This window comes from Streptomyces sp. NPDC005728 (assembly GCF_040630895.1).
GTDB lineage: Bacteria > Actinomycetota > Actinomycetes > Streptomycetales > Streptomycetaceae > Streptomyces.
Map to the genome: position 1 here is coordinate 1 of NZ_JBEXYL010000048.1, position 19,893 is coordinate 19,893.

Annotated in this window: 17 protein-coding genes; 7 read left to right on the forward strand and 10 right to left on the reverse strand. The window is 71.1% G+C overall.

The annotated features are described in order from the left end of the window. A partial coding sequence (locus ABZ471_RS28055) for a cbb3-type cytochrome c oxidase subunit I (protein ID WP_359070090.1) occupies positions 1-275 on the reverse strand: 275 nt, incomplete at its 3' end. Further along, positions 272-1,231 (reverse strand): cytochrome c oxidase subunit II, encoded by a 960-nt coding sequence (coxB, locus tag ABZ471_RS28060; RefSeq protein WP_359070092.1) that lies wholly within the window; start codon positions 1,229-1,231, stop codon positions 272-274. The genes coxB and ABZ471_RS28055, both read right to left, overlap by 4 nt. A 301-nt stretch (positions 1,232-1,532) precedes the next feature. Here coxB and ABZ471_RS28065 point away from each other — a divergent pair, with 301 nt between their 5' ends. Further along, positions 1,533-2,909 carry an aminotransferase class V-fold PLP-dependent enzyme gene (locus ABZ471_RS28065; RefSeq protein ID WP_359070093.1) on the forward strand — a complete coding sequence of 459 codons (1,377 nt, stop codon included), beginning with the start codon at positions 1,533-1,535 and terminating at the stop codon, positions 2,907-2,909. A 55-nt stretch (positions 2,910-2,964) separates the two neighbouring features. Here the strand turns inward: ABZ471_RS28065 and ABZ471_RS28070 are convergent, their stop codons facing one another. Further along, a complete protein-coding gene (locus ABZ471_RS28070) occupies positions 2,965-3,939 on the reverse strand; it encodes a carbohydrate kinase family protein (protein ID WP_359070095.1) in 975 nt (324 codons plus the stop codon). Between the two features lie 130 nt (positions 3,940-4,069). On the opposite strand from ABZ471_RS28070, the gene ABZ471_RS28075 reads away from it, so the two are divergent. Together ABZ471_RS28075 and ABZ471_RS28080 are read left to right on the forward strand one after the other, a co-directional pair. Continuing rightward, positions 4,070-4,279 carry a hypothetical protein gene (locus tag ABZ471_RS28075; RefSeq protein WP_359070097.1) on the forward strand — a complete coding sequence of 70 codons (210 nt, stop codon included), beginning with the start codon at positions 4,070-4,072 and terminating at the stop codon, positions 4,277-4,279. 101 nt (positions 4,280-4,380) lie between these two features. Continuing rightward, positions 4,381-6,015, forward strand: a complete 1,635-nt coding sequence (locus tag ABZ471_RS28080) for a hypothetical protein (RefSeq protein WP_359070099.1) — start codon at positions 4,381-4,383, stop codon at positions 6,013-6,015. A gap of 77 nt (positions 6,016-6,092) precedes the next feature. Here ABZ471_RS28080 and ABZ471_RS28085 read toward each other — a convergent pair whose 3' ends face one another. Then, the gene (locus ABZ471_RS28085; protein ID WP_061919812.1) at positions 6,093-6,449 is read right to left on the reverse strand and encodes an iron-sulfur cluster assembly accessory protein; all 357 of its coding nucleotides are present in this window, start codon (positions 6,447-6,449) and stop codon (positions 6,093-6,095) included. A gap of 273 nt (positions 6,450-6,722) precedes the next feature. Here ABZ471_RS28085 and nadA point away from each other — a divergent pair, with 273 nt between their 5' ends. Next, positions 6,723-7,919 (forward strand): quinolinate synthase NadA, encoded by a 1,197-nt coding sequence (nadA, locus tag ABZ471_RS28090; protein ID WP_359070100.1) that lies wholly within the window; start codon positions 6,723-6,725, stop codon positions 7,917-7,919. Between the two features lie 33 nt (positions 7,920-7,952). On the opposite strand, the gene ABZ471_RS28095 is transcribed toward nadA, so the two are convergent. The 4 genes from ABZ471_RS28095 to ABZ471_RS28110 form a co-directional block, all read right to left on the reverse strand. Next, positions 7,953-10,229, reverse strand: a complete 2,277-nt coding sequence (locus ABZ471_RS28095; RefSeq protein ID WP_359070102.1) for a serine/threonine-protein kinase — start codon at positions 10,227-10,229, stop codon at positions 7,953-7,955. Between the two features lie 85 nt (positions 10,230-10,314). Further along, the gene (locus ABZ471_RS28100) at positions 10,315-13,431 is read right to left on the reverse strand and encodes an efflux RND transporter permease subunit (protein ID WP_359070103.1); all 3,117 of its coding nucleotides are present in this window, start codon (positions 13,429-13,431) and stop codon (positions 10,315-10,317) included. A gap of 169 nt (positions 13,432-13,600) precedes the next feature. Continuing rightward, positions 13,601-14,281: a response regulator transcription factor gene (locus tag ABZ471_RS28105; protein WP_359070105.1), complete on the reverse strand. Its 681-nt coding sequence runs from the start codon at positions 14,279-14,281 to the stop codon at positions 13,601-13,603. Continuing rightward, positions 14,278-15,498: a histidine kinase gene (locus tag ABZ471_RS28110; RefSeq protein WP_359070106.1), complete on the reverse strand. Its 1,221-nt coding sequence runs from the start codon at positions 15,496-15,498 to the stop codon at positions 14,278-14,280. The genes ABZ471_RS28105 and ABZ471_RS28110 overlap by 4 nt, the downstream gene beginning before the upstream one ends. 191 nt (positions 15,499-15,689) lie before the next feature. Here ABZ471_RS28110 and ABZ471_RS28115 point away from each other — a divergent pair, with 191 nt between their 5' ends. Beyond that, on the forward strand, positions 15,690-17,069 hold the full coding sequence (locus ABZ471_RS28115; protein ID WP_359070108.1) for a DUF3616 domain-containing protein: 1,380 nt from the start codon (positions 15,690-15,692) through the stop codon (positions 17,067-17,069). Between the two features lie 12 nt (positions 17,070-17,081). Here the strand turns inward: ABZ471_RS28115 and ABZ471_RS28120 are convergent, their stop codons facing one another. Together ABZ471_RS28120 and ABZ471_RS28125 are read right to left on the reverse strand one after the other, a co-directional pair. Further along, positions 17,082-17,360: a hypothetical protein gene (locus tag ABZ471_RS28120; protein ID WP_359070109.1), complete on the reverse strand. Its 279-nt coding sequence runs from the start codon at positions 17,358-17,360 to the stop codon at positions 17,082-17,084. 34 nt (positions 17,361-17,394) lie between these two features. After that, positions 17,395-18,186: a PspA/IM30 family protein gene (locus ABZ471_RS28125; protein ID WP_359070111.1), complete on the reverse strand. Its 792-nt coding sequence runs from the start codon at positions 18,184-18,186 to the stop codon at positions 17,395-17,397. Between the two features lie 308 nt (positions 18,187-18,494). On the opposite strand from ABZ471_RS28125, the gene ABZ471_RS28130 reads away from it, so the two are divergent. After that, a complete protein-coding gene (locus ABZ471_RS28130; RefSeq protein WP_359070112.1) occupies positions 18,495-19,091 on the forward strand; it encodes a DUF3043 domain-containing protein in 597 nt (198 codons plus the stop codon). An 83-nt stretch (positions 19,092-19,174) separates the two neighbouring features. Then, positions 19,175-19,876: a methyltransferase domain-containing protein gene (locus ABZ471_RS28135; protein WP_359070114.1), complete on the forward strand. Its 702-nt coding sequence runs from the start codon at positions 19,175-19,177 to the stop codon at positions 19,874-19,876. The last annotated feature ends 17 nt before the right edge of the window (positions 19,877-19,893 follow it).

A 19,893-nucleotide genomic window follows, 5' to 3' on the forward strand; every position in this document is an offset into this window, starting at 1 on the left:
GTGCCGTGCATCGTGAACGCCTGGTTGAACTGCTCGTTCGACATGATCTGCAGGCCCGGACGGGCAAGCTCGGCGCGCATCAGCAGCGCCATCACGCCACCGATCAGGAAGAACGCGAACGAGGTGACCAGATAGAGCGTTCCGATGGTCTTGTGGTCGGTGGTCGTCAGCCACTTCACCACGAGGTTACCGGGCTGCTTGCGCCTGACCGGCAGCTCGTTCTCGTACGAGTCCTCAGCTGCCGCGGCACCCTGGGGTTCGTTGAGGATGCTCACAGGTTGTTCGTCTCCCGGTTCTTCTCGTGCGGCGTCTGCGCGATGCCGGCGGGAATGTAACCGGTCTGCCCCTTCTTGGCGAGGTCCTTGAGGTGCTGCTCGTACCGCTCGGGGGAGACGACCTTCACGTTGAACAGCATCCGGGAGTGGTCGACGCCGCAGAGCTCTGCGCACTTGCCGAGGAAGGTGCCCTCGTGGTTGGGGGTCACCTGGAAGGCGTTGGTGTGGCCCGGGATGACGTCCTGCTTCATGAGGAACGGCACCACCCAGAAGGAGTGGATGACGTCACGCGAGGTCAGGACGAAGCGGACCGTCTTGCCTTCGGGAAGCCAGAGCGTCGGACCGGGGTTGCCGGTCTGCGGGTTCCGCGTACCGGGCGTACCGACGTCGTAGACACCGCCGGCGTTCGCCGGGAAGGCCTTCTTGAACCGGTCCGGAATGGCGTCCAGGTTCTTGTCGGTCTTGGCGTTGCCGGTGGAACCGGGAACGTCCGCGATGTAGTTGAAGCCCCAGCTCCACTGGAAGCCGACCACGTTCACCGTGACGTCGGGCTTCTTGGAGAGGTCGAGGAGCTTCGACTCGTCCCGGGCCGTGAAGTAGAAGAGCACCGAGATGATGATGATCGGGACCACCGTGTACAGCGCCTCGATCGGCATGTTGTACCGGGTCTGCGGTGGAACCTCGATCTTGGTGCGGCTGCGCCGGTGGAAGAAAGCACTCCACAGGATCAGGCCCCACACCAGCACGCCGACGGCGAGCGCGGCAGCCCAGGAGCCCTGCCACAGGGAGAGGATCCGCGGAGCCTCTTCCGTGGTCGGGGTGGGCATACCAAGGCGGGGGAAGTCCTTGTATGTGCAACCGGTAGCGGTCGCCAGGACCAGGCCCGCGGTCATTGCCTGCAGCAGCTTCCGCCGCATCGGGCGCCGCGGCGAGCGGTCGGAGCCGTTGGGACTCACGTAGCGCCTTCCCGAGAGTCTCGCCCGCGCGGTCGGCGCGGCCTTCTCGCTGGTCGGTCGCCGCCCTGCGTCGGGCAGGGGTTTGGATGTTTATGCGGACCAAACCCTAGCCGACGCTCTCCGAGGGTTCGCGGGGAGGGTGCCATACGCGCCGCCGGTCACTCCTTAAGGGTGGGATTGGGAGCCCAATAGCTCGGGTTGTTGCGGTTTGGCGTGCGGGTGCGGGGTGCGTTGTGGCTGGTCGCGCCGTTCCCCGCGCCCCTTGAGGTCGGCTGCTCCACCGAAGATTTACCGTTGCAGTGTGTCCTACTTCGACGCTGCATCCGCCGCTCCCCTTCATCCCGTAGCTCGTCAGGCTCTGTTGGCCTCCTTGGACGAGGGATGGGCCGATCCCGCTCGGCTGTACCGGGAGGGACGGAAGGCCCGCATCCTGCTCGACGCGGCTCGGGAAGCAGTCGCCGAAGCGGTCGGATGCCGGGCCGACGAGGTGGTGTTCACCTCCTCCGGGACCCGGGCCGTACACACCGGCGTCGCGGGGGCGTTGGCCGGGCGGCGGCGGGTCGGACGCCACCTGATCGTGTCAGCCGTCGAACACTCCTCGGTACTCCATTCGGCGGAGGCGTTCGAGGCGGCGGGCGGTGCGGTGAGCACGGTGGCCGTGGACCGGGCCGGAGCGGTGGATCCCTCGGCCTACGCGGCTGCCCTCCGGCCGGACACCGCGCTGGCCTGTCTGCAGTCGGCCAATCACGAGGTCGGGACCGTGCAGCCGGTGGGCGAGGTGGCCGAGGTGTGCCGGGCGGCGGGGGTGCCGTTGCTGGTGGACGCCGCACAGTCGCTCGGGTGGGGGCCGGTCGAGGGTGACTGGTCGCTGCTGACGGCGAGCGCCCACAAGTGGGGCGGGCCCTCGGGAGTGGGGCTGCTCGTGGTGCGCAAGGGGGTGCGGTTCGCGGCGCAAAGGCCCGTCGACGAGCGGGAGTCGGGGCGGGCGTCCGGTTTCGAGAACCTTCCGGCGATCGTCGCGGCCGCGGCCTCCCTGCGTGCGGTGCGCGCCGAGGCGGCCCAGGAGGCGGTACGGCTGCGGGAGCTGACGGAGCGGATCCGGACCCGGGTGCCGCAGCTGGTGCCGGACGTGGAGGTGGTGGGCGATGCCGAGCGGCGGCTGCCCGGGATCGTCACCTTCTCCTGTCTCTATGTCGACGGAGAAGCCCTGCTGCACGAGTTGGACCGGGAGGGTTTCTCCGTCTCGTCCGGGTCGTCCTGCACCAGCAGCACGCTGACGCCGAGCCATGTGCTGAAGGCGATGGGGGTGCTGAGTGAGGGGAACGTCCGGGTGTCGTTGCCGCCGGGGGTGGCCGCGGAGGACGTGGAGCGGTTCCTGGACGTGCTGCCGGGGACGGTGGCGGGCGTACGGGAGAAGCTGGGGGCGCCCTCTCCGGCGACCGTGGTCCGGGCGGCGGAACTGGTCGTCGACTCCCTCGGCAAGCGGTGCCCGATCCCGGTCATCGAACTGGCCAAGGTGATCGGGGACGTGCCGGTCGGGGGCACGGTGCGCGTGCTCTCGGACGACGAGGCGGCCCGGTTGGACATCCCGGCGTGGTGCGAGATGAGGGGGCAGGAGTACGTCGGGGAGGAGCCGGCGGAGCGGGGTACGGCGTACGTGGTCCGCCGGGTGAGCTGAGAGGGCGCGGGGAACTGGGCGACCAGCCCCCCGCGCCCGTACGCGGCAGCGGCACTCAGCGCAGGTGGGACCGGACCTCCTCGGCCGCCTCGTCCCCGTACGCCTTGGTGAACCGGTCCATGAAGTGCCCCCGGCGCAACTGGTACTCCTGCGTCCCCACCGTCTCGATGACGAGCGTCGCCAGCATGCAGCCCACCTGAGCCGCGCGCTCCAGGGAGACACCCCAGGCCAGCCCCGAGAGGAAGCCCGCGCGGAAGGCGTCGCCGACGCCCGTGGGGTCGGCCTTGCGCTCCTCCTCCGCGCAGCCGACCTCGATCGGGTCCTCGCCGGACCGCTCGATCCGCACGCCCCGCGAGCCGAGCGTGGTGACGCGGTGGCCGACCTTGGACAGGATCTCGGCGTCGGACCAGCCGGTCTTGGACTCGATGAGCCCCTTCTCGTACTCGTTGGAGAAGAGGAAGGTCGCCCCGTCCAGCAGTATCCGGATCTCCTCGCCCTCCATCCGGGCGATCTGCTGGGAGAAGTCGGCGGCGAAGGGGATGGAGCGGGAGCGGCACTCCTCCGTGTGGCGGAGCATCGCCTCCGGGTCGTCGGCGCCGATCAGGACCAGGTCGAGGCTGCCGACGCGGTCGGCGACCGTCTTCAGCTCGATGAGGCGGGCCTCGCTCATCGCGCCGGTGTAGAACGAGCCGATCTGGTTGTGGTCGGCGTCGGTGGTGCACACGAATCGGGCGGTGTGCAGGGTCTCGGAGATGCGGACCGAGTCGGTGTCCACGCCGTGGCGGTCCAGCCAGGCACGGTACTCGTCGAAGTCGAAGCCGGCGGCCCCGACCAGGATCGGCTGCGTACCGAGCTGTCCCATGCCGAAGGCGATGTTCGCGCCGACGCCGCCCCGGCGTACGTCCAGGTTGTCGACCAGGAAGGAGAGCGAGACCGTGTGCAGCTGGTCCGCGACGAACTGGTCGGCGAAACGGCCGGGGAAGGTCATGAGGTGGTCGGTGGCGATGGAGCCGGTGACTGCGATGCGCACGACGGGCATTCTCCTGCGGTCGGCTGGATTGACAGTTCACGCTACCCGCTCGGGGCGGGCCACTGAAGCTGGCAAAACTACCCGATAGTAGATCTTTCTTCGCGAGGCTTCGCATGCCTACGGTGCCGTCATGACGAACCTCAAGGTCACCTCCTCCGCCCCGGCCGACCTCGACGGCGACCTCGCGTCGCTGCGCGGGGACTGCGCCCGGATGGCCCCGCACTGGACAGCTCCCCGGCACGCCGCCTCCCGTCCGGTGCCGCCGTCGCTGATCCACGGGGTGACCGTGCCGGTGCGGTCGGCCCGGCTGCTGGACGCCATGTCGGACTACGGCGACTGACCTCAGGGGCGCACACTCGGGAACCGTGCGCTCCCCTCGCGCGTCTCATCGCCGTCCCCCGTGCCGGGGGCGTGGGACACGATCCAGCGAGGAGCGATGCGGTGAACAGCGAGCGACCCGAGAATCCAGAAGAGCCCGAGGTCTCCGCGGTTTCCGAAGTCTCTGAGGTTTCCGAGGTCTCTGGGGTCTCTGAGGTCTCTGAGGTCTCTGAGGTCTCCGAAGCCTCTGAGAGCGCGGAGGGGGCCGAGTCCCCCGAGGTCTCCGAGGACGGCGGAGCCGGCGAGGTCGCCGAGGTCGGCGAGGTCGATGGGGCGAGCGCCGGTGAGCGGTCCGGGCGGCGTCGCTCACCCGTGGTCGTCGCCTCGGTCGCGGCGGCCGTGCTGCTGGTCGGGGGCGGGGGTGCGTACCTCGCCGCGAGCCATGGTTCGGGCGGCCGTACGAGCGCCGGGACGCCCGGCCGTGACGGCACTCCCCCTCCCCTCGTCCTGGACGCCTGGTCGCAGGGCGGCACCGGCGAGATCGCGCCCGGAGAGCCGGATCCGTACGGCCCGAGGTACGTGGCCAAGGGCGAGCTGCCCGACGGCCCCGGCTCGGCGCCGGTGTGGGCGCCCAGGGGCGAGGTCGGCAAGGACGACGTGGCCCGGCTCGCCAAGGCCCTCGGAGTCGACGGCACGCCCGTGGCCGAGGGGCCCGACTGGCGGGTCGGCGGGGGCAAGGACGGCTCCGGTCCCACGCTCCAGGTACGCAAGGACGCCCCTGGCAGCTGGACCTTCAGCCGGTACGCGCCGGGCACCGACAACTGCAGGAAGGTCACCGTCTGCACCCAGGATCCGGGCGCTCCGGCCGACGCGCCGGTGAGCGCGGCGGATGCCGAGAAGGCGGCGGCGCCGGTGCTGAAGGCGCTCGGGCAGGACTCCGCGAAGATCGACGCCAGCCAGGTCATGGGCGCCCAGCGGGTGGTCAACGCCGATCCGGTCGTGGGCGGGCTGCCCACGTACGGCTGGACGACCGGCCTGACCGTCGACGAGCAGGGGGACATCGTCGGCGGCCACGGGCTGCTGGCGGCGCCGGCCGAGGGGGACGCGTACCCCGTGCTGGGCGCGCAGAAGACGCTGGAGCTGATGAACAAGGCGCAGCAGGGGGGCCACCGGATGGGCATCGGCGGCTGCGCCAGTCCCGTCCCTCTGAAGGACCGGCTGGAGCAGCCGTGCGGCGATTCCTCGACGGCGCCCCGGGTGGCCGCGCTCACCGTGGACAAGGCGGTGTTCGGGCTGGCCACGCACTCCGTGGCCGGGCGGCAGACGCTGGTGCCGTCCTGGCTGTTCGAGGTGCGGGGTACGGACGCGCGGGGCGTGTTCACGGTGACCTATCCGGCGGTGGACCCGAAGTACCTGACGACACCGAAGGCGTCGGCGCCGGCCGGGGAACCGACCTCGGCGCCGCAGACGGACGAGGTGAAGGCCGACGGCTACAGCGCCGACGGCCGCGAGCTGAACGTGAGCTTCAGCGGCGGGGTGTGCGCCGACTACAAGGCCTCGGCGAAGGAGAGCGCCGGCCGGGTGACGGTGACGGTGACCGAGAAGTCCTGGCCGGACAAGATCTGCGTCGCCATGGCCAGGCTGTACGTGCAGACCGTACGGCTGGACGCGCCCCTCGACGGGCGGAAGGTGGTCGGCACCGACGGCAGGCAGATCCCGAAGGCGGAGCCGGGGGCGCTGCGGCCGCAGGCCCGGTAGTCACCCGGACGTACGAAGGCGGCGGCCCCCGCAGGGGACCGCCGCCTTGTGCGTCCGCCCGTCGGGGCGGGGACGGCTCAGCTGAAGGAGTCGCCGCAGGCGCAGGAGCCCGTCGCGTTCGGGTTGTCGATCGTGAAGCCCTGCTTCTCGATCGTGTCCACGAAATCGACGGTGGCGCCGCCCAGGTACGGAGCGCTCATGCGGTCGGTGACGACCTTGACCCCGCCGAAGTCCTTCACCACGTCACCGTCGAGCGAGCGCTCGTCGAAGAAGAGCTGGTAGCGCAGGCCGGAGCAGCCGCCGGGCTGGACGGCGACGCGCAGAGCGAGGTCGTCGCGACCTTCCTGGTCGAGCAGGGCCTTGACCTTGGACGCGGCGGCGTCGGTCAGGATGATGCCGTCGGTGACGGTGGTGGTCTCGTCCGATACGGACATCTACATCTCTCCCGGGTTGTACGGAGACTGCTTGCCGACGAGTGCAACCGGCGCTTCCGCGGATTCATTCCGGGCCGGGCATTCGCGTGGTCGCGTTTTTGCTTCTTTTCTCATGCTCGCACATGCCCGCAGAGCCGGACAGCGCCCCGAAGAGGCACCCGAGGGAACCGGGCGGGATTCACGTCACATCGACGCTATCGCCATCGTCAAAGTGACGTGAAGCAGTTATGATAGATAGCGTCAGTTAGACGAAAAGTAGAAAGGGTGCGTGTCGTGACCACCGCCCAGACCCCGGAACTCGACGTACAGCCGACTCCGCTCGCCCTGCTGCTTCTCGGCCGTGAGGCCGACCCGAAGAGCGAGCGGGGTGTCGAGTGTCCCGGCGACCTGCCCTCGCCGTCCGACCCCGATCTGGTCGAGCGCGCCCGCGCGGCCAAGGAGAAGCTCGGCGACAAGGTCTTCGTACTCGGCCACCACTACCAGCGCGACGAGGTCATCCAGTTCGCCGATGTCACGGGTGACTCCTTCAAGCTGGCCCGGGACGCGGCCGCGCGCCCGGAGGCCGAGTACATCGTCTTCTGTGGTGTGCACTTCATGGCCGAGTCGGCCGACATCCTGACCTCCGCCGACCAGAAGGTCGTCCTGCCGGACCTGGCCGCCGGCTGCTCCATGGCCGACATGGCCACGGCCGAGCAGGTCGCCGAGTGCTGGGACGTGCTGACCGAGGCGGGCATAGCCGACCACGTGGTGCCGGTCTCGTACATGAACTCCTCGGCGGACATCAAGGCGTTCACCGGCAAGCACGGCGGCACCATCTGCACCTCGTCGAACGCCAAGCGCGCCCTCGACTGGGCCTTCGAGCAGGGGGAGCCCTCGGCAACAAAGGTGCTGTTCCTGCCGGACCAGCACCTCGGCCGCAACACCGCCGTCCGCGACATGGGCATGTCCCTGGACGACTGCGTGATCTACAACCCGCACAAGCCGAACGGCGGCCTCACCGCGGACGAGCTGCGGGCCGCGAAGATGATCCTGTGGCGCGGGCACTGCTCGGTCCACGGCCGGTTCAGCCTCGACTCCGTGAACGACGTGCGCGAGCGCATCCCCGGTGTGAACGTCCTGGTGCACCCCGAGTGCAAGCACGAGGTCGTGGCCGCGGCGGACTACGTCGGTTCGACCGAGTACATCATCAAGGCCCTGGAGGCGGCCCCGGCCGGCTCCAAGTGGGCCATCGGCACCGAGCTGAACCTGGTCCGCCGGCTGGCGAACCGTTTCGCGCCCGAGGGCAAGGAGATCGTCTTCCTCGACAAGACGGTCTGCTTCTGCTCGACCATGAACCGCATCGACCTGCCCCACCTGGTCTGGGCCCTGGAGTCGCTGGCCGAGGGCAACCTGGTCAACCGCATCGAGGTCGACCAGGAGACCGAGGCCTTCGCCAAGCTGGCGCTGGAGCGGATGCTGGCGCTGCCGTAACCCTCCGACGGGGTCCGGCGTCGGCGTGCATGGTCACGCCGACGCCGGTGTGCGGTCCGGGTGCGCCGGGTCGAGGGAGAAGACGGTTCCGTCGGGAGCCGTCACCATCAGCGCACCCCGGTCGCGGAAGACCAGCGCCGGGTAACCGCTCGCGGCACCGTCGGCACGCGGGTAGGACTCCCAGAGGACCGTGCCCTTGCGGCTGTCCAGGGCTGCGACGCGCCCGCTCACACTGGCCAGGAACACCGTGCCGGACCGGCCGTCGGCCACCGGGCGCCCCGGCTGCTCCAGGGTCGTCCGGCTCCGCCACAGCCGCTTCCCGGTCTCCGGGGAGACGGCGGTGACCAGGCCGTTGGAGACGGTGAAGCAGAGCATGCCGTTCACGAGGGCCACCTCCCCCTGGGGCTCGTCCACGAGCCGGACCGTCCGCCGCGCCCCGGTCGTACGGTCCACGGACACCGCGTACGCATAGGCCGTGTCGTCCGGGCCGTTGTTTCCCGACCTGCCCTCCTCGGCGAACACCAGCCGGCCGTCGAGGGCCCCGAGATAGCTGCTGCGGGCCTTGAGGGTGGCCAGCTCACGGATCGTGCCGTCGGCCCGGTCGAGCGAGAGCAGCCGGGTGTCCGGGTGGTCGCCCGTGTAACTGCTGCACACGGCGTACAGGCCCCCGTCGGGGTCGTGGAAGACGCACGAGTGGTCCGCGGGCAGGGACGCCGTCCAGCGGCGGCTGCCGTCCCGCAGGGAGCGCGCGGTGACCGTGTGGCCGGCCGTACCGGGGTCGGGCACGAGGGCCAGACCGCCGGCCAGGGCGGGCATGTCGGGTTCCTGGTCCCCCATGGGGCGGTGCCACAGCCGTCTGCCGGTCGTGGTGTCGAGGGCGACGACCGACGGGTCGCCGTTCCCCGACCCCAGGAACGTGGCCCTGCGCAGCAGCACCACACCGTCGTGCACGCCGAGCACCCAGTTCTCGTACCGCGCCGCGTCCGTCCCGGACATCCCGCCGGCGGCGCGCCAGAGCATCTTGCCGGTCAGCGCGTCGACGCGGACGGGCAGCGCACGGTCACCGGCGCAGTAGAGGGCGCCGTCGGCCGCCGCGCAGGACAGCGATGCCGTGCCGGAGTCGCCGGGCGCCTCGGTGACACCGCTCGTCGCGCGGGCGAACACCGTCGTGCGCCAGGGCCGCCAGCCGTCCGGCACCGCCTGCCAGCGGGAGGTGGCGGACGGGGTCGGCGCACCGCCCGCCTCGGCCGTGCCGCCGCCCTTGAGCGGCCCGAGGAGATAGGCCATGAGGGCGGCCACCAGCACACCCGCCACCCCGGCGAGGAGCGGCAGCCGACGGCTGCGCACCCGGGGCGCGGGGGCGTCGTACGCGGGAGCCGGGACGGCCGGGCCGGCTTCGGACGCGGCCTCGGCAAAGGCCGGTCGAGGGGTGCTGGACGGCGGGCGGGTCGGTTCCGGGTCCTGGGAGCGCCTGGGGACCGTGGAGACCTCGCCGTGGGGCGTTTCGGGCAGGGCCGCGGCGAACTCCGCGGACAGGGTGTCCAGGGCGGGGCGGGCGGTCGGGTCCTTGGACAGGCAGCGGGACAGGACCGTGTGCAGCGGCTCGGCGACCGCGGCCAGGTCCGGCTCCTCGTTCATCACCCGGTACGCCGTCAGGTAGGGGTTGTCCGCGTCGAAGGGGCCGCGGCCGGTCGCGGCGAACACCACCAGCGCGGCGAGCGAGAAGACGTCGGACGCGGGGCCCACCGAGCGTGCGTCCGTGAACTGTTCCGGGGACATGAACGGCGGGGTGCCCATCATGTGCCCGGTCTCGGTCAGCGTCTGGTTCTCCGCCGCGCGCGAGATGCCGAAGTCGATGACCCGGGGGCCGTCGTCGGCCATCAGCACATTGGCCGGCTTGAGGTCGCGGTGCACGACCCCGGCCCGGTGGATGTCGCGCAGGGCCTCCACCAGGCCGAGGGCGAGCCGTCGCAGGGCGGCGCCGGCCAGCGGGCCGTCGTCCCGGATGCCGGCGGAGAGCGAGCGCCCGGGCACGTACTGGGTGGCCATCCAGGGCCGGGACGCCTCCGGGTCCGCGTCCACGACCGGTGCGGTGAAGGCGCCGCTCACCAAGCGGGCGGCGGCGATCTCCTGCCGGAAGCGGGCCCGGAAGACCGGGTCCTCGGCGTACTGGGCGTGGACGACCTTGACGGCGACCTCGCGGCCCGACCGGGCCCTCGCCCGGTAGACGACGCCCATGCCGCCGGCCCCGAGCCGGTCGACGATCCGGTATCCACCGAGCGACCCGGGGTCACCCTCGTGCAACGCCACCGCCCCGTTCCCCCTCCCCCGCAGAACAGTTCGAGATCACAGGATAGGAAAGCCCTGTGAGGGAGGGGACGCCGGTACGGGGATCTCAGACTCCCGCCGGCTCCGGCTCGTCGGAGACGGACTCCGCCGGGGCCGGGAGGCCCTTCTTCGCGGCCCGCTTCTTCGCACGGCGCTCCTTGCGGAGTTCCAGCATCGCGTAGAGCGTCGGGACGAGGAGCAGGGTGAGCAGCGTGGACGAGATCAGACCGCCGATCACGACCACGGCCAGCGGCTGGGCGATGAAGCCGCCCTCGCCGGTGACGCCCAGGGCCATCGGGAGCAGGGCGAAGATCGTCGCCAGGGCCGTCATGAGGATCGGGCGGAGACGGTGCCGGCCACCCTCCACGACGGCCTCGACGACGCCGTAGCCCTGCCTGCGGTACTGGTTGATCAGGTCGATCAGCACGATCGCGTTGGTCACCACGATGCCGATCAGCATCAGCATGCCGATCATGGCCGGGACCCCCATCGGGGTGCCGGTGGCGACCAGCAGACCGATCGCGCCCGTCGCCGCGAACGGGATCGAGACCAGCAGGATCAGCGGCTGGACCAGCGAGCGGAACGTCGCCACCAGCAGCATGAAGACGATCGCGATCGCCGCCAGCATGGCCAGGCCCAGGTTCTTGAACGCGTCGTCCTGGTCGGAGGACACCCCGCCGATCTCCGCCTCGGCACCCGCCGGGAGCTTCAGGGCCTTGATCTTCGACTGGAGCTTGGTGCTGACCGCGCCCGTGTTGTCCCCGGTCGGCCGGGCCGTGACGGTCGCGGCGCGCCGGCCGTCGATGCGGGTCATCGACACCGGCCCGTCCACCAGCTTCACGGTCGCGATGTCACCGAGCTTCACCGGGCCGAGGCGCAGCGCCTTCAGCTGGGCGAGGGTGGTGGCGGGCTCGGCCGACTTCACGACGACGTCGCGCTCGGTGTCGTCGAGGATCGCCTTCGCCGCCGTCGTACCGCGCACGGCCTGGGCGACCGCGGCACCCAGCTTCTGGTCGTCGAACCCGGCCGCGGCCGCCTCGGCGTTGGCCCTGACCGAGATGCGCGGCACGCTCTGGGCGAGGTCGCTGGTGACGTCCGTGACGTGGTCCAGGCCGGCCATGGTGGAGCGCACCTGGTCGGAGGCGTCGCGCAGCACCTGCGGGTCGGACGCCTTCACGACGACGCTGAGGTCCTGGTTGCCGAAGCCGTCACCGGCGGACACGGTGGTCGTGCCGATGCCCTTGAGCTTCTTCAGCCCGTCCTCGAGGTGCTGCTGCACCTCGTCGTAGGACGCCGAGTCCTTCAGCATGACCTGGTACGACGCCTGGTTGGTGTCGGTACCGCCGCCGAAGGCCGCCATGAAGCCGGAGGAGCCGACGGTGACCTGGTAGTCCTTGACGCCCTCGGTGGAGGAGAGCAGCTTCTCGACCTTCTTGGCCTGGGCGTCGGTGGCCGCGAGGCTGGTGCCGGGCTTCAGCTCCTGCTTGACGGTGAGGACTTCCTGCTCGCCCTGGTCGAAGAAGTTCGTCTTCAGCAGTCCGGACATGCCGAACGTGACGACGAGGACCACGATCGCGATCAGCACACTGGTGAGCCGGCGGCGGGTGGCGAAGCGCAGGACGGGAACGTAGACGCGCTGGAGGCGGCTCTTCGCCTCCTTCTCCTCGGCCCGGCGGCGGGCCTCCTCGGCGTCCTCCGGGGTGCCCTTGGGGGCGCGCAGGAACCAGTACGACAGGACGGGTACGACCGTCAGCGACACCAGCAGGGAGGCCAGCAGGGCCGCCGTCACGGTGATGCTGAACGAGCCGAACAGGGCGCCCACCATGCCGCCCACGAGGCCGATCGGCAGGAACACGGCGACCGTGGTGAGGGTGGAGGAGGTGACCGCGCCGGCCACCTCGCGCACGGCGCCCAGGATCGCTTCCTTGCGCTCCTCGCCGTAGCCCAGGTGCCGCTTGATGTTCTCCAGGACCACGATCGAGTCGTCGACGACCCGGCCGATGGCGATGGTGAGCGCGCCCAGGGTGAGCATGTTCAGGGACAGGCCGCGGGTCCACAGCACGATCAGGGCGAGGACGACCGACAGCGGGATGGACACCGCCGTGACCAGCGTGGAGCGGATCGAGGCCAGGAAGACCAGGATGATCAGGACCGCGAAGAGCAGGCCGAGCGCGCCCTCCGTGGTCAGCCCCTTGATGGACTTGGACACCGCCGGGCCCTGGTCGCTGACGACCGTGAGCTGCGCGCCGGAACCGAGGTCCCTCCGCAGGTCGGGCAGCTTGTCCTTGACGGCGTTCGATATGGAGACCGCGCTGCCGTCGTGGTCCATGGTGACGTTGACGGCGAGGCTGGGCCGGCCGTCGGTGCGGGTGAGGGAGTCGGCCGGGGCCGGCTGCTCCTTGACGGTGGCCACGTCGCCGAGGCGGACGGGCTTCTTCACGCCCTCACCGGTGACCATCAGATTCTGGATCTGCTTCAGCGAGGTGAAGCCGCCGCCGACCTGGACGGTGCGGTTGGCGCCGTCCTCGTCGAAGGAGCCGGCCGGGACGGTCGCGCCGCCCGCCTGGAGGGCCTGACCGAGCGCGGCGGAGCTGAGGCCGGCCCGCGCGAGCTTCGCGTCGTTCGGGGTGACGGCGATCTGGAGGTCGCGGACGCCGGTGATCTGGACGCGGCCGACTCCGTCGATGTCCTTCAGGGCCGGGACGACCGTCTTGCCGAGCTGGTCGTCGAGGGCCTGCTGGTCCTTGTCGGAGGTGACGGCGAGGACGACGGTCGGCATGTCGTCGGTGGAACCGGAGACGACCTGCGGATCGACGTCGTCCGGCAGCTGGGCGCGGGCCCGGTTGACGGCCTGCTGGACGTCGGAGACGAGCCGCTTGGTGTCGTTGCCGTAGTCGAAGGACGCCATGATCACGGCGTTGCCCTCGCTGGCGGTGGAGGTGACACCGGTGATGCCGTCGACGCCCTGGAGGTTGTCCTCGATGGGCTCGACGACCTGCTTCTCGACGACGTCGGGTGCGGCGCCCTGGTACGGCGCGATGACCGACACCATGGGCAGTTCGATGGTGGGCAGCAGTTGCTGCTTGATCTGGGGTATCGCGATCAGCCCGAAGACGAGCGCGATGAGCGACATCAGGCCGATCAGGGCCCGTTGCGCGAGGCTGAATCTCGACAGCCAGGACATGGGTCAGGGTCTCTCTTCTGTGAGCGGCAGAAGCTGCAGAAGCTGCTGTGGGGCGCACATGTGAGCGCCCACTCCAACACCCTGAGCCATGCAGGACGGCGAATCCGTAGGCCCCAGGTCCCGTTCCTTATCCGGCTCCTACTCCGCGCGCAGTACGCCCGGGTGGAGATCAGTCCATCCTCGGACGTACCAGCCCCGACTCGTACGCGATGACGACGAGCTGGGCCCGGTCCCGGGCGCCGAGCTTCGCCATGGCCCGGTTGACGTGCGTCTTCACGGTCAGCGGGCTGACTTCGAGGCGTTCGGCGATCTCGTCGTTGGAGTGGCCGCCGGCGACCTGGACGAGCACCTCCCGCTCCCGGCCGGTGAGCGCGCCGAGCCTCTCGGAGCGGGCGGGGTCACGGCCGTCGTCGCCGTCGCCCTGGGCGAGGAAGCGGGCGATCAGGCCCTTGGTGGCGGCCGGGGACAGCAGGGCCTCGCCGCCCGCGGCGACCCGAATGGCGTTCAGCAGCTCCTCGGGTTCGCTGCCCTTGCCGAGGAAGCCGGACGCCCCGGCGCGCAGGGACTGGACCACGTAGTCGTCGACCTCGAAGGTGGTCAGGATGACCACGCGGACCTGGGCGAGGGACGGGTCGGCGCTGATCAGGCGGGTGGCGGCGAGACCGTCGGTGCCGGGCATCCGGATGTCCATGAGGACGACGTCCGCGCGCTGCTCCTTGGCCAGCCGGACCGCCTCGGTGCCGTCGGAGGCCTCCCCGACGACCTCCATGTCGGGCTCGGAGTCGACCAGCACCCGGAACGCGCTGCGCAGCAGTGCCTGGTCGTCGGCGAGCAGGACACGGATCGTCATGCGGGCTCCCCCTGGGCCGTGGTGCGGGTCTTGACCGGCAGGATCGCATGGACGCGGAAGCCGCCGCCGTAGCGGGGTCCGGTGGTCAGGGTGCCACCGACGGCGGTGACCCGCTCCCGCATGCCGAGCAGTCCGTGCCCGCCGCCGGCCCCGGGCTCGGCGTCCGCGCCCGCGCCGTCGTCCAGGACGGTGACCTCGACGTTCGGTCCGATGCGTACGACGCTGACCTCGGCCTTGGCGTCGGTGCCCGCGTGCTTCTGCACGTTGGTCAGGGCCTCCTGGACGATCCGGTAGGCGGCCAGGTCGACGGCGGCGGGCAGATCGGTGCCGTGGTCGGCGCGGGCCACCTCGACGAGGAATCCGGCGTTGCGGAAGGTGCCGACGAGGTCCTGGAGACGGCTGAGGCCGGGAGCGGGCTCGGTGGGGGCCTCCGGGTCGCCGGTCTGGCGGAGCAGGCCGACGGTGGCCCGCAGTTCGTCGAGCGCGCTGCGGCTGGCCTCGCGGACGTGGGCGAGGGCCTCCTTGGCCTGGTCGGGCCGTTTGTCCATGACGTGGGCGGCGACTCCGGCCTGCACGTTGACCAGCGCGATGTGGTGGGCGACGACATCGTGCAGATCGCGGGCGATGCGCAGCCGCTCCTCGGCGACCCGGCGGCGGGCCTCCTCCTCGCGGGTGCGCTCGGCCCGCTCGGCGCGCTCCCGGATGGCCTGGACGACCGCCCGGCGGCTGCGCACGGCGTCGCCGGCGGTGGCGCCGATGCCGGTCCAGGCGAGTACGCCCAGATTCTCCTGGGCGTACCAGGGCAGGGAGCCGCCGAGCATGGCGGCGGCGGTCAGCACGGTCATGGTGAGCAGGCCGATCCGCCAGGTGGTGGTGCGGTCGGTCCTCGAGGCGACGGTGTAGAGGGCGACCACGGCGGACATGGCGACCGGGGCGCGCGGGTCGCCGGTGAAGAACTCGATCACGGAGACGGTGCCGGTGACGGCGAGGACCGTCTTGGAGGCGCGGCGGCGGAAGACGAGCGCGGCGGCACCGAGGGTCATCAGGACCAGGCTGAGCGGGTCCGGGGTGCGCACACCCCAGGTGACGCCGTTCTCTCCGCGGGGCACCACGAAGGACCCGGCGACCATGCACACCAGTACGCCCGCCGCGATGGCCGCGTCCAGCGCGAGCGGGTGGGCCCTGAGGCCGCACCGGGCACGTTCGAGAGTGCTCACGTCGTGAACAGTACGGGGCGTCGCAGCACAGGTCAGCAGATGCCCACGAAGCTCACTGATCGTCAGCCGTCGAGCGCTGTTCGCGGGAGGTACCCGTGCCGGACGCACGGCGTTGGCCGTACATGCTCAACCTTCTCGTCGGCATTCGCGCCACCCGGCCGGATGCGTCCTGTCGACGAAAGGCAGCCCTCGTGCGCCCTTCCTCCTCGCCTTCCCGCCGTGTGCTGTGGCCCGCCGCGGCCCTCGCGCTCGCCTCGGCCACGGGCCTGGTCTCCCCCGCGCAGGCCGTCACCTACGGCACACCGACGATCAAGCTCTCGGCGGCCTATCTGTCGGGCGCGGTCGGCAGCACCGGTGACCCGACGGTCGCCGTCACGGTCGCGCAGAGCGGCGCGGACGCCTCGGCGCTGACGGTGACGGCCACCAGGAGCAGCCGTACCTCCGTGGCGGCCACCTCCGACGTCCGGGTCACGGGCACCGGCGGCAGCCGTGCCGTCGCGGTCACCGCGCACGCCCGGGGCTACGCGGACCTCACGCTGAAGGTGACGGGGCTCGGCGGCAAGACGGCCACCACGACGCTGCACTACGCAGCCTCCCCGGCCGTCCAGTACTCCGCCGACGCCCGCTATCTGACCGGCGCCTCGGACGCCTCCGCCGCGGTGGACGTCGGCGGCGGCTACGTCCTCGTCGGCAACGACGAGGACAACACCCTGCGCCTGTACGACGGCTCGGCCTCCGGCGCCCCGGTGCGGACCTGGGACCTGGACAGTGCGCTGGGTGCCGACAAGGAGGTCGACATCGAGGGCGCGACCCGCGTCGGGAACACGATCTACTGGACGGGTTCGCTGGGCAACAACAAGGACGGCGTGTACAAGCCCGACCGCAACACGGTCTTCACCACCACCGTCTCCGGCTCGGGCGCGGCCACCTCGCTCACCTTCGGCAGCGCCGGGCACAGCCTGCGCGACGACCTGGTGGCCTGGGACGAGGCGAACGGCGACCGGTACGGCTTCGCCGCGGCGACGGCCGACGGGCAGGTCCCGAAGCAGGTGGACGGCTTCAACGTGGAGGGCCTGGAGTTCGCGCCGGGCTCCACCACCACGGCCTACGTCGGTTTCCGGGCCCCGCTGGTGCCGCCGCAGTCGGGCGGGAAGGCGCTGATCGTGCCGGTGACCGACATGGACAAGGTGGTGCACGGTACGAAGGCCACGTTCGGTACGCCGATCGAGCTGGACCTCGGCGGTCTGTCCATCCGTGACCTGCGCCGCAACGACAAGGGCCAGTTCCTGATCCTGGCCGGGTCCTGGGCCGCCGACGACAACAGCGACCCGTACGCCCTGTACACCTGGGACGGGGTGCACCAGCCGGTGAAGAAGCTGGACCTGCCCACGTCGGACGCGGGCGGCTGGGAGTCCATCGTGTCCGTGCCCGACCTGGACGCCGCCGGCGCCCGGGTGCAGCTGATCACCGACGACGGGTCGGCCGACCTCTACGGGGACGGCACCGAGGCGAAGGACCTCAGCCACCCGGAGTGGCAGAAGTCCCGCACCACCTGGTTCACCCTGAACTGACCCGGGCCGGGCTCAGCCGGGGATCAGCCCTTCGTCGCTGAGCATCTCCCGGACCTCCGAGAGCGTCGCGTCCGGGGCCGGAAGGATCAGCTCCGAGGGTTCCAGCGCGTCGTCCGGCAGCGGGGTGCCGAGCCGGCGAACGGAGTCGAGGAGGGCGGAGAGCGTGCGGCGGAAGCCCTCTTCGTCGCCGCTCTCCATCTCCGACAGCAGTTCGTCGTCCAGCTTGTTCAGCTCGGTGAAGTGGGAGTCGTCCAGCTTCACCTGGCCCTCCCCCATGATCCGTACGATCACGTCGGCCTCCTCGGCTCCGGGTCCCGGCGCCGGACTACTGCTTGTCGAAGCGCGGGGTGTCCTGCGGCTGCTGCTGGGACTGCGCCTGGCCGGTGCCGCCCTCGATCGCCTGCTGCGGCGAGCCTCCGGCCAGCTCCGCCTTCATGCGCTGCAGTTCCAGCTCTACATCCGTACCACCGGAGAGCCGGTCCAGCTCGGCCGCGATGTCGTCCTTGGCCATACCGGTCGGGTCGTCGAGGGCGCCGGAGGCGAGCAGTTCGTCGATGGCGCCGGCGCGGGCCTGGAGCTGCTGCGTCTTGTCCTCGGCGCGCTGGATGGCGAGGCCGACGTCGCCCATCTCCTCGGAGATGCCGGAGAAGGCCTCTCCGATGCGGGTCTGCGCCTGGGCGGCGGTGTAGGTGGCCTTGATGGTCTCCTTCTTCGTGCGGAAGGCGTCCACCTTGGCCTGCAGGCGCTGGGCCGCCAGGGTGAGCTTCTCCTCCTCGCCCTGAAGGGTGGAGTGCTGCGTCTCGAGGTCCGTGACCTGCTGCTGGAGGGCGGCGCGGCGGGACAGCGCCTCGCGGGCCAGGTCCTCGCGGCCCAGCGCGAGCGCCTTGCGGCCCTGGTCCTCCAGCTTGGTCGACTGGGACTGCAGCTGGTTCAGCTGGAGTTCCAGGCGCTTGCGGGAGGTCGCCACGTCGGCGACGCCGCGGCGCACCTTCTGCAGCAGCTCCAGCTGCTTCTGGTACGAGTAATCGAGGGTCTCGCGCGGGTCCTCGGCCCGGTCAAGGGCCTTGTTCGCCTTCGCGCGGAAGATCATCCCCATACGCTTCATGACACCGCTCATGGGCTTCGCGCGCCCCCTTCTGACGGACTCCAGCTCACAGATCCTGCGACAGAACCCACAGTACGGGCCCTGACTCCATTACCGCACTGTCCGGGGAGTGATGCGCTCATCCCCAAGGACGACTGCGGACGGTACCGCTCCGGCGTGAGGAGTAGGTGGAGCTCCGGGTGGGCTCCCCGAGACCCTTCGACGACCGCTGGGTGAAGCGTCTGCAACGTCCCCTCTGTCCCCCTACAGACGTCCGGTGTTGCCGGATCGTTCCCCGGCGGACTGTGTCCATGCGCGTGAAGCCCTTACGCTTGGGTTTTGTGTTCCGTAGCCGTGCCAAGGAAGAGAAGGCCCCCGCCGACAAGGCGCCGGTGACCGACTCCAAGCAGACCCGTGACCCGCAGGCCCCGAAGGGCAGGCCCACGCCCAAGCGCAGTGAGGCCCAGTCCCAGCGCCGCAGCGTCGCCCACACGCCGACGACCCGCAAGGACGCCGCCAAGCGTCAGCGCGAGGAGCGCCGTCAGGCGATGGACCGGCAGCGCCAGGCGCTGGCCGGCGGCGACGAGCGCTATCTGCCTGCCCGGGACAAGGGCCCGGTCCGCAAGTTCGCGCGCGACTGGGTCGACTCGCGGTTCAACGTGGCGGAGTTCTTCCTGCCGATGGCCGTGGTCATCCTGGTGCTGAGCGTGGTGCGCGTCCCGTCGATCCAGAACATCGCGCTGCTGCTCTGGCTGATCGTGATCGTGCTGATCGTGCTCGACGCGGCCGTCAGCGGCTTCCGGCTGAAGAAGCGGCTGGCCGAGCGCTTCCCCGACCAGAACCGCCGGGGCGCCGTGGCCTACGCCCTGATGCGCTCCCTCCAGATGCGCCGGCTCCGGCTGCCGAAGCCGCAGGTCAAGCGCGGAGAGCGGCCCTGAGCGCAGAGGCTTTCTCCGGGGGTGCGGCCGACGCCTGGCTGAACAAGCTGGGCGGACTGCGTGATGTCGTACGGCAGGAGCTGGTGGCCCGGCAGCTCGACGAGCAGATAGCCGGGCGGTTCCCGGTCGGGCAGCGGCTCCGGGTGCTCGACGTGGGGATGGGCCAGGGCACGCAGGCGTTGCGGCTGGCCCGGCTCGGGCACCAGGTGACCGGCGTCGAGCAGGACACGACGATGATCGCGGCCGCCCGCGAGGCCCTGGCCGGTGAGCCGGAGGGCATCCGGGAACGGGTCCGACTGGTGCAGGGGGACGGGCGGGACACCGGTGTGCACTTCTTGCCGGGCAGCTTCGACGTGGTGCTCTGCCACGGCGTCCTGATGTACGTCGAGGAGCCCGACCCGCTGGTGGCGGGTCTGGCCCGGATGCTCGCGCCGGGCGGGCTGCTGTCGCTGCTGGTGCGCAACGGCGATGCGCTGGCCATGCGGCCGGGCCTGTCCGGGGACTGGGCGGGCACCCTGGCCGCGTTCGACACCACCGCCTATCGCAACCGCCTCGGCCTGGACGTCCGGGCCGATCGGCTGTCGGCGCTCACGGCCACGCTCGCCGGCATCGCCGCCCCGCTGCACGCCTGGTACGGCGTGCGGGTCTTCACCGACACGGCGGCGGACGACGCGGGGACACCGGCCGACCTGGAGACGCTGCTGGCGGCCGAGGAGCGGGCCGGGCGGACGGATCCGTACCGGGGGGTCGCCGCGCTGCTGCATCTGTGCGGGGTGCGGGGCTGAGCCCGTTCGGTCGTATC

Excerpts from the sequence above, each read along its gene's own strand:
- ABZ471_RS28075 (WP_359070097.1), top strand. The coding sequence starts at position 4,070 with ATGACGAACCTCAAGGTCACCTCCTCCGCCCCGGCCGACCTCGACGGC.
- ABZ471_RS28085 (WP_061919812.1), bottom strand. The coding sequence starts at position 6,449 with ATGTCCGTATCGGACGAGACCACCACCGTCACCGACGGCATCATCCTG.
- ABZ471_RS28100 (WP_359070103.1), bottom strand. The coding sequence starts at position 13,431 with ATGTCCTGGCTGTCGAGATTCAGCCTCGCGCAACGGGCCCTGATCGGC.
- ABZ471_RS28105 (WP_359070105.1), bottom strand. The coding sequence starts at position 14,281 with ATGACGATCCGTGTCCTGCTCGCCGACGACCAGGCACTGCTGCGCAGC.
- ABZ471_RS28125 (WP_359070111.1), bottom strand. The coding sequence starts at position 18,186 with ATGAGCGGTGTCATGAAGCGTATGGGGATGATCTTCCGCGCGAAGGCG.